This window comes from Streptomyces venezuelae (assembly GCF_008642315.1).
GTDB classification, from domain to species: domain Bacteria; phylum Actinomycetota; class Actinomycetes; order Streptomycetales; family Streptomycetaceae; genus Streptomyces; species Streptomyces venezuelae_D.
In genome coordinates, this window is record NZ_CP029192.1 from 8,633,681 (window position 1) to 8,647,450 (window position 13,770).

10 protein-coding genes are annotated in these 13,770 nt (G+C 72.3%); 2 read left to right on the forward strand and 8 right to left on the reverse strand.

Translation table 11 applies throughout. The features are described 5' to 3' along the window. Nucleotides 1-27 precede the first annotated feature (27 nt). From DEJ48_RS38170 to DEJ48_RS38195, 6 genes are all read right to left on the reverse strand, one after another. The gene (locus DEJ48_RS38170; protein ID WP_190537848.1) at nt 28-1,266 is read right to left on the reverse strand and encodes a serine hydrolase domain-containing protein; all 1,239 of its coding nucleotides are present in this window, start codon (nt 1,264-1,266) and stop codon (nt 28-30) included. Nucleotides 1,267-1,409: 143 nt separating this feature from the next. Further along, nucleotides 1,410-3,521 (reverse strand): type IIA DNA topoisomerase subunit B, encoded by a 2,112-nt coding sequence (locus tag DEJ48_RS38175; RefSeq protein ID WP_150220663.1) that lies wholly within the window; start codon nt 3,519-3,521, stop codon nt 1,410-1,412. Between the two features lie 50 nt (nt 3,522-3,571). Beyond that, complete coding sequence (gene gyrB, locus DEJ48_RS38180) at nt 3,572-5,569, reverse strand: DNA topoisomerase (ATP-hydrolyzing) subunit B (RefSeq protein ID WP_150220664.1); 1,998 nt, start codon at nt 5,567-5,569, stop codon at nt 3,572-3,574. A 372-nt stretch (nt 5,570-5,941) separates the two neighbouring features. Next, nucleotides 5,942-6,229, reverse strand: coding sequence for a hypothetical protein (locus DEJ48_RS38185; protein ID WP_223832366.1), 288 nt, complete (start codon nt 6,227-6,229; stop codon nt 5,942-5,944). Between the two features lie 24 nt (nt 6,230-6,253). Continuing rightward, complete coding sequence (locus tag DEJ48_RS38190) at nt 6,254-6,961, reverse strand: ABC transporter ATP-binding protein (protein WP_150220665.1); 708 nt, start codon at nt 6,959-6,961, stop codon at nt 6,254-6,256. Beyond that, a complete protein-coding gene (locus tag DEJ48_RS38195; protein WP_150220666.1) occupies nt 6,958-8,049 on the reverse strand; it encodes an ABC transporter permease in 1,092 nt (363 codons plus the stop codon). The genes DEJ48_RS38190 and DEJ48_RS38195 overlap by 4 nt, the downstream gene beginning before the upstream one ends. A 177-nt stretch (nt 8,050-8,226) precedes the next feature. Here DEJ48_RS38195 and DEJ48_RS38200 point away from each other — a divergent pair, with 177 nt between their 5' ends. Together DEJ48_RS38200 and DEJ48_RS38205 are read left to right on the forward strand one after the other, a co-directional pair. After that, complete coding sequence (locus tag DEJ48_RS38200; protein WP_150220667.1) at nt 8,227-9,465, forward strand: sensor histidine kinase; 1,239 nt, start codon at nt 8,227-8,229, stop codon at nt 9,463-9,465. Then, nucleotides 9,462-10,100 (forward strand): response regulator, encoded by a 639-nt coding sequence (locus DEJ48_RS38205; RefSeq protein ID WP_150220668.1) that lies wholly within the window; start codon nt 9,462-9,464, stop codon nt 10,098-10,100. Before DEJ48_RS38200 ends, DEJ48_RS38205 begins: the two co-directional genes overlap by 4 nt. Here DEJ48_RS38205 and DEJ48_RS38210 read toward each other — a convergent pair. Together DEJ48_RS38210 and DEJ48_RS38215 are read right to left on the reverse strand one after the other, a co-directional pair. Next, nucleotides 10,087-12,678: a helix-turn-helix transcriptional regulator gene (locus tag DEJ48_RS38210; RefSeq protein WP_150221648.1), complete on the reverse strand. Its 2,592-nt coding sequence runs from the start codon at nt 12,676-12,678 to the stop codon at nt 10,087-10,089. The two genes, DEJ48_RS38205 and DEJ48_RS38210, sit on opposite strands and share 14 nt — an antisense overlap. Before the next feature lie 160 nt (nt 12,679-12,838). Next, entirely contained in the window at nt 12,839-13,735 is an 897-nt protein-coding gene (locus DEJ48_RS38215) for an alpha/beta hydrolase family protein (RefSeq protein ID WP_150220669.1), read from the reverse strand. Between the last annotated feature and the right edge of the window lie 35 nt (nt 13,736-13,770).

The window sequence follows — 13,770 nt, forward strand, 5'->3', positions numbered from 1 at the left end:
GAGCCGTACGAGGTTCCCGTGCCCTGGTCAGTCATTGCCGCCCGCCTCCGTCCCCGGTTTCGTCCCCGGCTTCGTTCCCGGCCTCGTCCCGGGCCCGCAGAACTCCGCCTCGATCACCGCGTCGCTGTCGCCCGTCCAGTCGGCGTTGAAGTTGAAGGAGAGCGAGTGGCGGCCGTCCTCGGTCGTCACCGACTCGGTGGTGGAGCCGAGGATGCCGCCGTGGTGGCCCCACACCTTCCGGCCGCAGGTCAGCTTGCGTTCGGCGATGCCGAGTCCGTAGCGAGCGGCCTCCGGATGCTCCGCGCTCATGGGAACGGTCGTCATCATCTCGGCGAGCTGCCGCGCGGGCAGCAGCCTGCCGCCCAGCAGCGCCTCGTCAAAGCGGTTCAGGTCGGCCGAGTCGGAGATCATCCCGCCACTGGTCCAGGCGGCGGACGGGTTGAACTCCGTGACGTCGTACGACGGTCCCGTGCTGTCGTCGGAGAGCTTCGAGTACGCACGGCTGCTGGGGCGGGGCAGGGCGGGGCCGGTGCGGGGGGCCGTGGTTTCGCGCAGCCCGAGCGGCTCGATGATGCGCTCGCGGACCTCGTCGGCGTACGAATGTCCGGTGATCTTCTCGAGGATCATGCCGGCGAGAATGTAGTTCGTGTCGGAGTAGTGCCAGGTCTTGCCGGGCTCGGAGGAGGTCGGCTCGTGTCGCATGGCGACCGCCACCAGTTGCTCGGGGCGCCAGGTGTCGTAGCGGTGCTCGAAGAAGCCGTCGCGCAGGCGGAAGGAGGCCGCGAACTCGTCGTCCGCGTAGTAGTCGTAGATGCCGCTGGTGTGGTTGAGGAGCTGGCGGACGGTGACGCGTCGGCCGTCGTGGCCGTTGCCCCGCACGAGGCCGGGCAGCCAGTGGTCCACGGTGTCGTCCAGGTCGAGTCTGCCCTCTCCCACGAGTTGCAGCATGACCGTCGCCACGAAGGTCTTGGTGACGCTGCCGATGCGGTAGTGGTCGCGGGGGCCGCGCGGTCTTGCGGTCGTGAGGTCTCCGATGCCCGAAGTGCCGTTCCAGGTGCCGTGCGCGTCCTTCACCTGGCCCGTCACACCCGGGACGCCGTCCTCGACGGCGGCGTCCATGGCCCGCTGGGTCCCTGCGTGGCGACCGCCGGACGGCCCGTGCGGGTGCGCGGGGGCCGCCGCGGCGGGCGCCACGAGGGCCCCGGCCGTCACCGCGGCCGAGACGGCCGAGGCGGCGATGGCTGTCAGAGGGGTCCTTGCTGACATGTGCTGTCCCTTCGCTCGACGGGTTCGTCGAAGGCGGGGGACCGGACGGCCGGCACGAGGGTTGCCCGGGGGGGAAAGGGGTTGAGCGATTTCGAGCCACGGACACCGAGGCCATGGACATCGAGCCCATGGGTGACTAGACCTCAGACATCGATCCTCGACCGGTCGAGCGTGGCGGCGGAGTCGGCGATGAACTCCTTGCGCGGCGCCACGTCGTTGCCCATCAACAGGTCGAAGACTCCTTCGGCGGCTTCCAGGTCCGTGAGATTGACCCGGCGCAGGGTCCGGAAGCGTGGGTCCATCGTCGTCTCGGCCAGCTGATCGGCGTCCATCTCGCCGAGGCCCTTGTACCGCTGGATCGTGTCCTTGTACCTGATGTTCTCGCTGCGCAACTCAAGCAGCCTGTCGCGCAGTTCGTGGTCGGAGTAGGTGTAGACGTACTTGTCCTGGCCCTTCTTCGGCTGGATCAGCTCGACGCGGTGCAGCGGTGGCACGGCGGCGAAGACGCGGCCGGCCGCGACCATGGGCCGCATGTAGCGGTGGAACAGGGTCAGGAGCAGGATGCGGATGTGGGAGCCGTCCACGTCGGCGTCGGTCATCATGATGATCTTGCCGTAGCGGGCGGAGTCCAGATCGAAGGTCCGCCCGGAGCCCGCCCCGACGACCTGGATGATCGCCCCGCACTCGGCGTTCTTCAGCATGTCCGCCACGGACGCCTTCTGAACGTTGAGGATCTTGCCGCGGATCGGCAGGAGCGCCTGGAACTCGGAGTTCCGCGCGAGCTTCGCCGTGCCGAGCGCGGAGTCTCCCTCGACGATGAAGAGCTCGCTGCGCTCCACGTCGTCGCTGCGGCAGTCCGCGAGCTTCGCGGGCAGTGACGAGGACTCAAGGGCCGTCTTCCGGCGCTGCGTCTCCTTGTGCCGACGCGCCGCGATGCGCGTGCGGGCGGCGGCGACGGTCTTGTCCATGACGGCACGGGCCTGTTGGGCGGTGTCCCGCCGGGTGGAGGTCAGGAACGCCTTGAGCGCCTCGCCGACCACGCCGTTGACGATACGGCGGGCCGCGGACGTGCCGAGGACCTCCTTGGTCTGGCCCTCGAACTGCGGCTCGGCGAGGCGGACCGTGACGACCGCCGTGAGGCCTTCCAGGGCGTCGTCCTTGACGATGTCGTCCTCGGCGACGCGCAGCAGCTTCTTGGCGCGCAGCACCTCGTTGAGCGTTCTGGTGACGGCCTGTTCGAAGCCCGAGACGTGCGTGCCGCCCTTGGGAGTGGCGATGATGTTGACGAAGGACCTGACCGTCGTGTCGTACCCGGTACCCCACGACATCGCCACGTCCACGCCGAGTTCCCGCACGACCTCCGAGGGCGTCAGCTCGCCGCGTTCGTCCAGGACCGGGACCGTCTCCTTGAAGGTGCCCCGGCCGGAGAACCGCAGGATGTCGCAGACCGCCTTGTCCTGCGCCAGGTACGCGCAGAACTCGTCGATGCCGCCGTCGAAACGGAAGGTCTCCTCGCTCTTGCCGCCGTCCGCGCCGAGCCCGTACTCGTCGCGGACGACGATCGTCAGCCCGGGGACCAGGAAGGCGGTCTGCCGGGCGCGCCGGTGCAGAAGCTCCAGGGAGAGTTCGGCGCCCTTGAGGAAGATCTGGCGGTCCGCCCAGTAGCGCACGCGCGAACCGGTGCGGGAGCGGGGGATTCCGGAGGTCTGGCGCAGACCCTGGGCGGGGGTGAACGGGGCGTCGGGTCCGGGGCCGTCGTAGGTGCCGGGCGTGCCGCGCCGGAAGCTGATGGCGTGGGTGCGGCCGTGCCGGTCGACCTCGATGTCGAGCCGCGCGGACAGGGCGTTGACGACGGAGGCGCCGACGCCGTGCAGGCCACCGGAGGCGGCGTAGGAGCCGCCGCCGAACTTTCCGCCCGCGTGCAGTCTGGTGTAGGCGATCTCGACCCCGGAAAGGCCCGTGCGGGGTTCGGTGTCCACGGGGATGCCGCGGCCGTTGTCGGCGACCTCCACGGAGCCGTCGTCGTGCAGGACGACCTCGATGCGGTCGCAGACGCCGGCCAGGGCCTCGTCGACGGAGTTGTCGATGATCTCCCAGAGGCAGTGCATCAGGCCGCGGCTGTCGCTGGAGCCGATGTACATGCCGGGGCGTTTGCGTACGGCTTCGAGTCCTTCGAGCACCATCAGGTGCCGTGCGGTGTAGTCGGAGCCGTCCTGCGGGCGGCCGCCGCCGGCCGGGACGGGGAGTGTGCTCACGCGTGCTCTCCTGGGCAACGGGGGTGGGTGTCGGGTCGGCCGGTGCCGGATCAGATGTCGAGGAACCGGACGTCCTTGGCGTTGCGCTGGATGAAGTGCCTGCGTGCGTCGACGTCCTCGCCCATCAGGACGGAGAAGAGGTCGTCCGCGACGGCCGCGTCGTCCAGGGTGACCTGTCCCAGGACCCGGTGCTCGGGGTCCATGGTGGTGACGCGCAACTCCTCGGCGTTCATCTCGCCCAGACCCTTGAACCGCTGGATGGAGTCGTCCTTGACCCGGCGGCCGGCCTGCCGCCCCTGCTCGAGGAGCACATCGCGTTCGCGGTCGGAGTAGGCGTACTCGACGTGGTCCCGGCTCCACTTGACCTTGTACAGCGGCGGACGGGAGAGGTAGACGTGCCCGTCCTCGATCAGCGGGCGCATGAAGCGGAACAGGAAGGTCAGCAGCAGGGTGTTGATGTGCTGGCCGTCGACGTCGGCGTCCGCCATCAGAATGATCTTGTGATAGCGGAGCTTGGCGAGGTCGAAGTCCTCGTGCACGCCCGTGCCGAACGCGGAGATGATCGCCTGGATCTCCTGGTTGTGCAGGATCTTGTCGATCCGCGCCTTCTCCACGTTGAGGATCTTGCCGCGGATCGGCAGGATCGCCTGGTACCGCGGGTTGCGGCCGGACTTGGCGGAGCCCCCGGCGGAGTCCCCCTCGACGATGAAGATCTCCGACAGCGCCGGGTCGTTCGACTGGCAGTCGGACAACTTGCCCGGCAGCGCCGCCGTTTCGAGGAGTCCCTTGCGGCGGGTCAGGTCGCGCGCCTTGCGGGCCGCGACCCGGGCCGTCGCCGCCTGGACCGCCTTGCGCACGATGTCCGCGGAGTCGTTCGGGTTCCGGTCGAACCAGTCCGTCAGATGCTCGTGGACGACCTTCTGCACGAAGGTGCGTGCCTCGGAGTTGCCCAGCTTGGTCTTGGTCTGGCCCTCGAACTGCGGCTCGCCGAGCTTGACCGAGATGATCGCGGTCAGGCCCTCGCGGATGTCCTCGCCGGAGAGGTTGGCGTCCTTCTCCCGCAGCAGCTTCCTCTCCCGCGCATAGCGGTTGACCACGGTGGTGAGGGCCGTGCGGAAGCCCTCCTCGTGGGTGCCGCCCTCGTGGGTGTGGATGGCGTTGGCGTACGAGTACACGCTGTCGGTGTACTGGCCGTTCCACTGCAGCGCGACCTCGACCGACAGCAGCCGTTCCGGGTCCTCGGCGGCCAGGGTGACGACCGACGGATGGACCGGCTCGCCCTTGCGGGCGTTGAGGTGGGCGACGAAGTCGGTGATGCCGCCGTCGTAGCGGTACGAGACGGTCTTCGCGGCCGGCGCCGGGCCGGCGCCGTCGGCCGCCGCCGTGGCCGACGCGGAGGGCCGCTCGTCGGTGAGGGTCAGGGTGAGACCGCGGTTGAGGAAGGCCATCTCCTGGAAGCGCCTGGCCAGCGTCTCGAAAGAGTACGTGGTGGTCTCGAAGATGGCGCCGTCCGCCCAGAAGGTCAGCGAGGTGCCGGTCCTCGGAGTGGTCTCGTGGCGGGCCAGCGGGGAGACGGGAACACCGTCCCTGTACTCCTGCGTCCACCGGTGCCCGTCCGCCCAGATCTCCGCCGACAGCCGGGTCGACAGCGCGTTGACCACGGACAGACCCACTCCGTGCAGACCGCCGGAGACCGCGTATCCGCCGCCCCCGAACTTGCCGCCCGCGTGCAGCACGGTCAGCACGACCTCGACGGCCGGGCGCTTCTCCACCGGATGCATGCCCACCGGGATGCCGCGGCCGTTGTCGACGACCCGCACGCCGCCGTCGGCCAGGATCGTCACGTCGATGCGGTCGGCCACCCCCGCGAGCGCCTCGTCCACGGAGTTGTCCACGAGCTCCTGCACCAGGTGGTGCAGCCCCCGCTCGCCCGTGGAGCCGATGTACATCCCGGGACGCTTGCGCACGGCGTCCAGGCCGTCGAGAACGGTGATCGCGTTGGCGTCGTACGAGTCGGCGGCGAGGCGAGTGTCGTCGTAAGTGGTCACTGATGCTCTCTTTCGGGCATGGCGGATCGCGCTCCGGCACCTCGTGGTGGCGGAGCGGCCGGACAGCTGGCGGAGACGGGGCAGGGCAGCACGAACGAGGCCCCGGGGCTCGTGAGCCTCGGGACGGACGACTGCCGGGACGCTGTCCAGAATACCGAAGGTGTGCACCATCGGAGGGGCAAGAGTGCCTCTATATGGCTCCGTGTGGGTCGAACTTTGCGACAGGCGATCCCCCCTGCGTCAATTCCCTGTAAATCCACCAGGCGGGCGCACAGGGGGTTTCCTGGTGTCTTGTCGCGCCGTGGATCAGCCACTGTTTTGCACGTGACTCTCTGCGGTCGCGGCCCCGCCTTGCCGTGCGGGGTTCCTCCGTCAGCCGTCGAGGCGTTCCGTGTACGCCTCGGTCGGCGGGGCCGGCACCGGGCTGGTCATGCCGGCCGACCAGAACCCGCCGGTACCGGGCACGGCGGTCACGTCGTTCAGGTACGGAGCCGTCGCCCCGCCCGCCGGGCCGCGCACGACCGTCCAGCCGTCGCCGTCCCGGTGCAGATACGTACTGCGGCTCTGGTCCTGGTAGTTCCACCCCGAGATCCAGGCGGCACGGCCCTGCGCGTCCCCCGCGATCCCGGACAGCGACCCGACGGTGAAGCCTGGGACCACCGTCGGGCAGCGACGTCTGGGGGACTAGCCACCCGCGTGACAAATGGCCACCGATTCCGTCCTTGCCGCCGAGAGACGCCCGTCGCGGACCTCCGCGACCCGGTCGGCCGCGGTGAGGTGCGTGCGGTCGTGTGTCACCAGGACGGTCGCGGTGGCGCGTTCGCGGGTGAGGCGGGCGATCAGGTCGATGACGGTGGCGCCGCGTTCGTGGTCGAGGGCGCTCGTCGGCTCGTCGACCAGGAGCACGGTGGGGCCGTTCATCAGGGCGCGGGCGATGTTGACGCGCTGGCGCTCGCCGCCGGAGAGCTGGTGCGGGCGGCGGTCCGCCCGGTCGGCGAGTCCGACGGCGTCGAGCAGCTCCGCGGCCCGGTTCCGTGCGGTACGTGCCCTGCGGCCGTCGATCTCCGCCATCACCTGCAACTGCTCGGCGGCCGTGAGGGAGGGCAGCAGGTTCGGCTGCTGGAAGACGATGCCGATCCTGTGGCGGCGCAGCGCGGTGAGCTCGCGGCGTGACAGACCGGTGGTGGGCGTACCGTCGACGGTGACGGTGCCGGCGTCGGGCGCGACGAGCGTGGCGGCGACCGCGAGGAGGCTGGACTTGCCGGAACCGGAGGGGCCGAGGACGGCGGTCAGGCTGCCCTTCGGCACGTCGAGGGAGACGCGGTCGAGGGCGGTGAGACGGGCGTCGCCGTCGGGGTAGGTGAGGGTGATGTCGGTCAGGGTGAGGCTCATCGGACGCTCCCCAGCGCGGTCAACGGGTCGACGGACGTGATGCGGCGGACGGACAGGACGGCCCCCAGCGCGCCGAGGGCGACCATCACGGCGGCCGGGACGACGACGGTGGCGGGTGTGAGGACGAACGGCACGGTGGAGTCGGCGACCAGGGCTCCGATCCCCGCGGCGATGCCCGTCCCGATCACGGTTCCGCCGGTCAGCAGGACGACGGCCTGGCCGAGCGCGTCCCTGAGCAGCGTGGCGGTCGAGGCGCCCAGCGCCTTGAGGACGGCGATGTCGCCGCCGCGCTGGATCGTCCACACCGTGAAGAAGGCGCCGATGACCAGCGCCGAGATGGCGAACAGGAAGCCGCGCATCAGTTGCAGGGAGCCGTTCTCCGAGGTGTAGGAGCCGATCGCGGACAGCGATTCGTCCTTGGCGACCGTCCGGGTGCCGGCGGCCCGGTCGGTGGCGTCGAGGTCGGAGCCGGACGTGGTGCTCAGGGCGATGACGGTCGCGGTCGGCCCTCGGCCGTCGCCGCCGGTCGGGGGCGCCGCCCGCTGCCAGGTGCGGAGGCTGGTCCAGACGACGGGGGTGTGACTGAAGGAGGCGTCTCCGCTCACCGCGGCGACGGTCAGCCGCTGCCCCACCAGGTCGATGGTGTCGCCCGCGGCCACACCCAGCGCGTCCGCGGCGTCGGCCGACAGGACCGCGGTGCGGTCGTCGAGCTCGTCGCCGTCCGGGGCGAGCCCCGAACCGGGCCGTACGCCGAAGGCGGACACGCCCGCGCTCGTGCTTCCTGCGCTCGCCCTGGTCGTCGTGATGCCCAGCGGTTCGGCGCCGCGCACGCCGGGCGCCTCGGCCCACCGCTGCCACTGCCGCTCCGTGACGGTGGAATCGGCGTACGACAACTCCTCGCCGCTGCCCGGCGCGCTGAAGGCGATCCGGTCCGCGGGCAGGCCGGTGATCGCGGAAGTGTTCTGCCGGCCGAGCCCGGCGGTCAGCCCGGACAGCAGCCCGACCAGCAGGGTGATGAGCACGATCACGGTACCCATCAGGGCGAAGCGCCCCTTGGCGAACTTCAGGTCTCTCCAGGCGACGAACACGGCGTGGGCCCGCTCCTTCAAGGTGCGTGGGTGGAAGTGGTGTGCCTCCACCGTCGCCGCCGGCCCCCACCAGGGACATCTGGCGCAGGACAGCAATCGGCGCGCCCAAAGGCGGCCCGCGAGTTCTAACTTTCGATGGAGGCCCCGCCCCCGGCTTCTCCTTAGGCTGGGAGGACTGTGAACACCACCGCCGCCCCAGCCTCGACTCCCACCACCAGCGCCCTGGCCTGGTGTCTGCACCTCCTGGTCGTCGGCCTGCTCGCGCTGACCGCGGTACGGGCCGTGGCCGACGGGCGTCCGCACGCCGGGTGGGTCGTCGCCGTGGCCGCCGTGTGCGGCCTGGTCTACGCGGTGGGCCCCGCGCTGCCCGCGGTGCGGCGCTCGCGACGGGCGGCCGCGCTGTGGCTGGCCGCGGTGGGAGCCGGCTGGCTCGGGCTGCTCGGACTGTCCGGCGACGCGGTCTGGCTGGCGTTCCCGCTGAACTTCCTCCAGCTCCACCTGCTGCCCCGCCGCGCCGGACTCGTCGCCGTGACGGCGACCGCTGCGGCGGCCATCGCCGGCTACGCCGCCCACCAGGGAACCTTCGGCGTCGCCATGGCCGTCGGACCCGCCCTCGGCGCGGCCGTCGCTGTCGCGGTGGTGTGGGGGTACCAGGCCCTGTACCGGGAGAGCGACCAGCGCAGGCGCCTGATCGAGGAGCTCACCGCCACCCGCTCCGACCTCGCCGCCGCACAGCACACGGCCGGAGTGCTCGCCGAACGTGAACGGCTCGCCCGCGAGATCCACGACACCCTCGCCCAGGGCCTCTCCAGCATCCAGCTCCTGCTGCGCGCCGCCGAACGCGCCCTGCCCACCGCCCCCGACAGCGCCGCACGCTACGTCGACCAGGCCCGCCAGGCAGCCGTGGACAACCTCGCCGAAGCCCGCCGCTTCGTCGTCGCCCTCACCCCGCCCGGCCTGGAGGGCACCACGTTGGCCGGCGCCCTCGAACGACTCTGCGCCACCACCGGCACCCGCCACCGGATCACCGCGGACTTCCTCCGCGTCGGCGAGCCCGTACCCCTGCCGACCGCACACGAGGTCGCGCTGCTGCGGATCGCGCAGTCCGCCCTCGCCAACACCGTCCGCCACGCCGACGCCCGCAGCGCCACTGTCACCCTCCACTACCTCGGCGACCGCGTAGCCCTGGACGTCGTCGACGACGGACAGGGCTACGACCCGGACCACCTGCCCGCCCCCGACCCCGAAGCCGGCGGATTCGGCCTCGCCGCCATGCGCTCCCGAGTCGACGCGCTCGGCGGGACCCTCACCATCGAATCCGCGCCCGGCGACGGCACCGCACTGGCCGTCCGACTGCCCCTGGACCCCGGCGGGCCGCTCCCCGCCCCCGACCCCGCACGCGAGGCCCATCAGTGACGCCCGACATCCCCATCCGGCTGCTCCTGGCCGACGACCATCCCGTCGTACGCGCCGGACTGCGCGCCGTCCTGGAGACGGAGGAGGGCATCACCGTGACGGCCGAGGCCGCCACGGCCGAAGAGGCCGTCACCCGCGCCGCCCAGGGCGACATCGACGTCGTCCTCATGGACCTGCAGTTCGGCAAGGGCATGAACGGCGCGCAGGCCACCGCCGCCATCACCGCACGCCCGCAGGCGCCGCGCGTCCTCATCGTCACCACGTACGACACCGACGCGGACACCCTGCCCGCGATCGAGGCCGGAGCCACCGGCTACCTCCTCAAGGACGCCCCGCCCGAGGAACTCGCCGCCGCCGTACGCACCGCCGCCGCGGGCCGCACCACGCTCGCCGCCACCGTCGCCGACCGCCTCTTGAACCGCCTGCGCACCCCCGCCACCACCCTCACCAGACGCGAGACCGAAGTCCTCGCCCTCGTCGCCGACGGCCTGTCCAACCAGGCCATCGGCGCCCGACTCCACCTCACCGAAGGCACCGTCAAATCGCACTTGGCCCGTATCTACGCCAAGCTCGACGTCGACTCCCGCACGTCCGCCGTCGCCGTCGGCACCCAGCTCGGCCTCATCCGACGGTGACGACGCCGCTGCCTGCCTCCCCGGCGAGCAGCCGCGACAGCTCGACGCGGGACCGTACGCCCAGGGCCGCGAACACGTTGCGCAGGTGATGGTCGACGGTGCGGTGGCTCACGGAGAGGCGCACCGCGACCTCCCGGTTGGTGGCGCCCTCCGCGACGTGCCGGGCGATGCGCTGCTGCTGCGGAGTCAGCGCGGCCAGGGGCCCGGGGTTCGGCTCCCCGGCGACCGCCTCGCCCGCGGCCCGCAGTTCGGCGCGGCTGCGGTCCGCCCAGGCCCGCGCGCCGCACCGCTCGAAGGCGACCAGCGCGTCACGCAACGGCCCGCGCGCCTCGCGGGTACGACGACGGCGCCGCAGCCACTGCCCGTACAGGAGTTGCGTACGGCCGCGTTCGAACTCGCCCGGCAGACGGTCGTGGTGGGCGACCGCGCTCTCGTACGCCGCGGCCGCCTGCTGGGGCGGTGCCAACAGGGCGCGACAGCGCGCGAGTTGGGCCGACGCGAGCCGGTCGGCGGTCGCGTCGGCCCAGCGGGTGAACTCCGCGGTGGCAAGCCGCGCCTCCGCCGCGCGCCCGACCTGTACGGCCGCTTCCACGAAACAGGGGACGGCCAGCATGCGCACGGCGAAGTGGCCGCGGCGAGGCCCGGGGGCGACCAGTGGGGCGAGCCGCGCCGCCGCGTCGGCGGGACGACCCGCGCCGAGTTCCGTCCGGGCGACGGCCCAGACGGCGAGGGTGGCGGCCTGCGTGAGACCGTGCGGCCCGGCACCCGCGGCCGCGGCCGCCGCGTGCGAGGCGCAGGCGTCGGCGTCCCCTTCCACGGACGCGGCGAGCGCGAGGACGGCGTGCAGCGAAACGGCGACGTTGGGCTGCCCGATCCGGTGCGCGGCCCGCAGCCCTTCGAGGGCGTGAGCACGGGCGCCGGTATGACGCCCGGCACGCAACTCCGCGTAGGCCAGGTGCTCCAGAGTACGGGGCAACAGGACCTCGGGCCCGTAGGCCCGCACGGCAGCGAGCGCCCGCGCCCCGGCAACACAGGCGGCCTCGACCTCACCAACGACCAGAGCGGCACCCCCGATCCGCAACAACCCACCGGGCTCACCCGCCCCAGAAGCCGCTGTCCCGCCCCGCAACAACCCAGCGGGCACGTCCGCCCCACCAACCCCTGCGACCCCTCCCACCCCGCGCAAACCGTCCAAACAGCGGCGCAGCAGTGCGTGGCCCTCCGAGGTGCGGCCCGTCAGGACCGCGCACATTCCTGTGCGGTACGCCTCCAGCATCGGGTCGTCCTCGCACGTCGGTAATCGCGTCATCGCCTCCCGGTAGGCGGCCGCGTCGCCCATGGCCCACGCGGCCTCCGCCGCGCCGATGAGCGCGCGGCGGGCCCGCGCGGGCGGGAGCAGTGCCGCGGCGGTGAGCAGGGACTCCCTGGCGTCGTCGGCCGGCCCGTCGGCGAGGGCGAGCAGTCCGCGTACCCGGTGGACGCCGCCGTGTGCGGGGACGGCACCGACCCGGGCGAGCAGCGCACGCGCCCGTACGGGATCCCCGGCGAGGCGGGCCGCTTCCGCTGCCTCGGCGAGACGGTCGGTTCGTGCCTCCGGCTCGGCGGTGAGCGCCGCGGCGCGTGCCAGGGCGGCGGAACGACCCGCGTGCGACGGGTGCGCGGCCGCCGCGGCGGCGAGGGACGCGGCGAGCCGCGCGTGGTGCTCGTCCGCCGCACAGGCGAGCTGGATCAGGCGGGGGAGACGGTCGCGGCAGGCACGGGCGAGGCGGAGGTGGGCGGTCCTGCGGCGGGCGGGCGCGGTGCGTCGGAGCACCGCACGGCGCAGCAGGGTGTCGGTGAAGTGGAGCCGTCCGCCGGCCCTGACGACGATCCCGGCCGCTTCGGCGGGGGTGAGCCCCGCGAGGTCGCCGCCGGCCCGCAGTATCAGGGAGAGGTCCGCGCCCGCGCCGTCGGGCTCGTGCTCTCCGGCCGCCGTGGCGAGCAGCAGCAGCGCGCGTGCGGGGGAGGGCAGTTCGTCGACGCGGAGCGCGTGGTCGGCGAAGAGGTCCTCGCCGCCGGGCAGGGTGTCGGGCAGCGGGGTGCGGCCGGTCAGCTGGTCGGGGGTGAGGGCCGCGACGAGCGCGGTGAGCAACCGCGGATTCCCCACGGCCTCGCGGACCAGCCAGGCACCGACGGCGGGGTCGGCGGCGCCCCGGGTGAGCCGGTCGAGCAGCGCGGCGGCCGCACCGTCGTCGAGCGGCCCCAGCCGCAGCGTCGGCAGCCCCGCGAACTCGTCCGTGTCGGTGTGGTGTTCAGCGAGGGTGAGCAGTACGGCCACGGGGGTCGGGCCGGACATCCGCCGGAGGTCCGCGGCGAGAGCCGTCCGGGATGCGTGGTCCCATCGGTGCACGTCGTCGAGACAGGTCAGCCGCGGCCCACTGCCGTCGTGGATCCCCCGCGCGTACTCCACCAGCGCGGTACGGCCGATGCCCGGCGGCGCGGTCAGGACGAGCACACCGCCGTGCCCGGCCCGTACGCGCCCCACCAGGGACTCCAGGGCGGCGATCTCCTCGCGGCGGCCGAACAGTTCGGGCGGCATCTGAAGGGTCACGCCCGCACGTTACTGTCGCGTAACTCGGCCCGGAAGCCCCACGTCCGCGGCTCTGGGCAGGCCACCAAAGGCGCCTGTGCACGGGCACAGGACGGCCGCCGTCCGGCACCGGACGACGGCCGTCGCAACGCCTGACGAGAGGAGGCGGTCAGGACGTGTGCGGGCAGTTGCCCCGGTACTCCTCGATCGTCAGGCTCGGCCTCGGCAGCGGACAGAGGAACTGCTCGTAGCGGGTGTCGCTGTCGATGAACCGCTTCAGCCAGGAAATGCTGTACTTCGCGATCGTCGTGTTGGACGTGTTCGGCGTGAAGTGCGTCGCGTTGTTGAGCTCCAGGTACGCCTTGTCCAGCGAGCCCGGCAGCGACTGGTAGAACGGCTCGGAGTGACCGGAGACGGGGGCGACGGTGTCACCGTCCGCGCCCACGACCAGCGTCGGCGTCCGCAGCTCCGGCCAGGTCGTGTCGAGGTTCCAGCCGGTCAGCGGGATCGCCGCCTTGAGCGACGTGCGGCTCTTGGCGGCCTCCAGCGTGCCGCCGCCGCCCATCGAGTGGCCCATCACGCCGAGCCGCGACGCGTTGACCCGGTTGCGCACCGAACTCGACGTGGTCAAGTAGTCCAGTGCGGAGAGGAGTTGGCGGCCCCGGCTGGCGGGCTGGTCGAGGGTGGTGAGGGTGTCGATGGTGAAGACCACGAAGCCCTGGGAGGCGAGCCGTGGTCCGAGCCACGCGATGCTCGACTGATAGGCGGTGAACCCGGGCGAGATCACCACCGCGCCGAACGTGCCGTCGGAGGTCGACGTCGGGTAGTAGATGGTGCCGCCGCCGAACCCGGACACGCCGAGCGAGGAGACGGTGGTCTGCGAGACGGCGTAGGAGCCGCGCGGTGCCTCGATGCTGGAGACGGTCGGGTCGGGGCCGCGCTCGTACGGGTTGTCCGCGGCGGCCCGGGCTCCCGGTGCGAGTCCGGTGCCGAGGAGTCCCGCGGTGGCGACCGCGGCGGCGAGGCAGGCCCGCACCACGGGGCGGGAGAAGACGTGCAGCTGCACGGAGGGGTCCTCTCGGTCGTGGCGGGACCACCCGG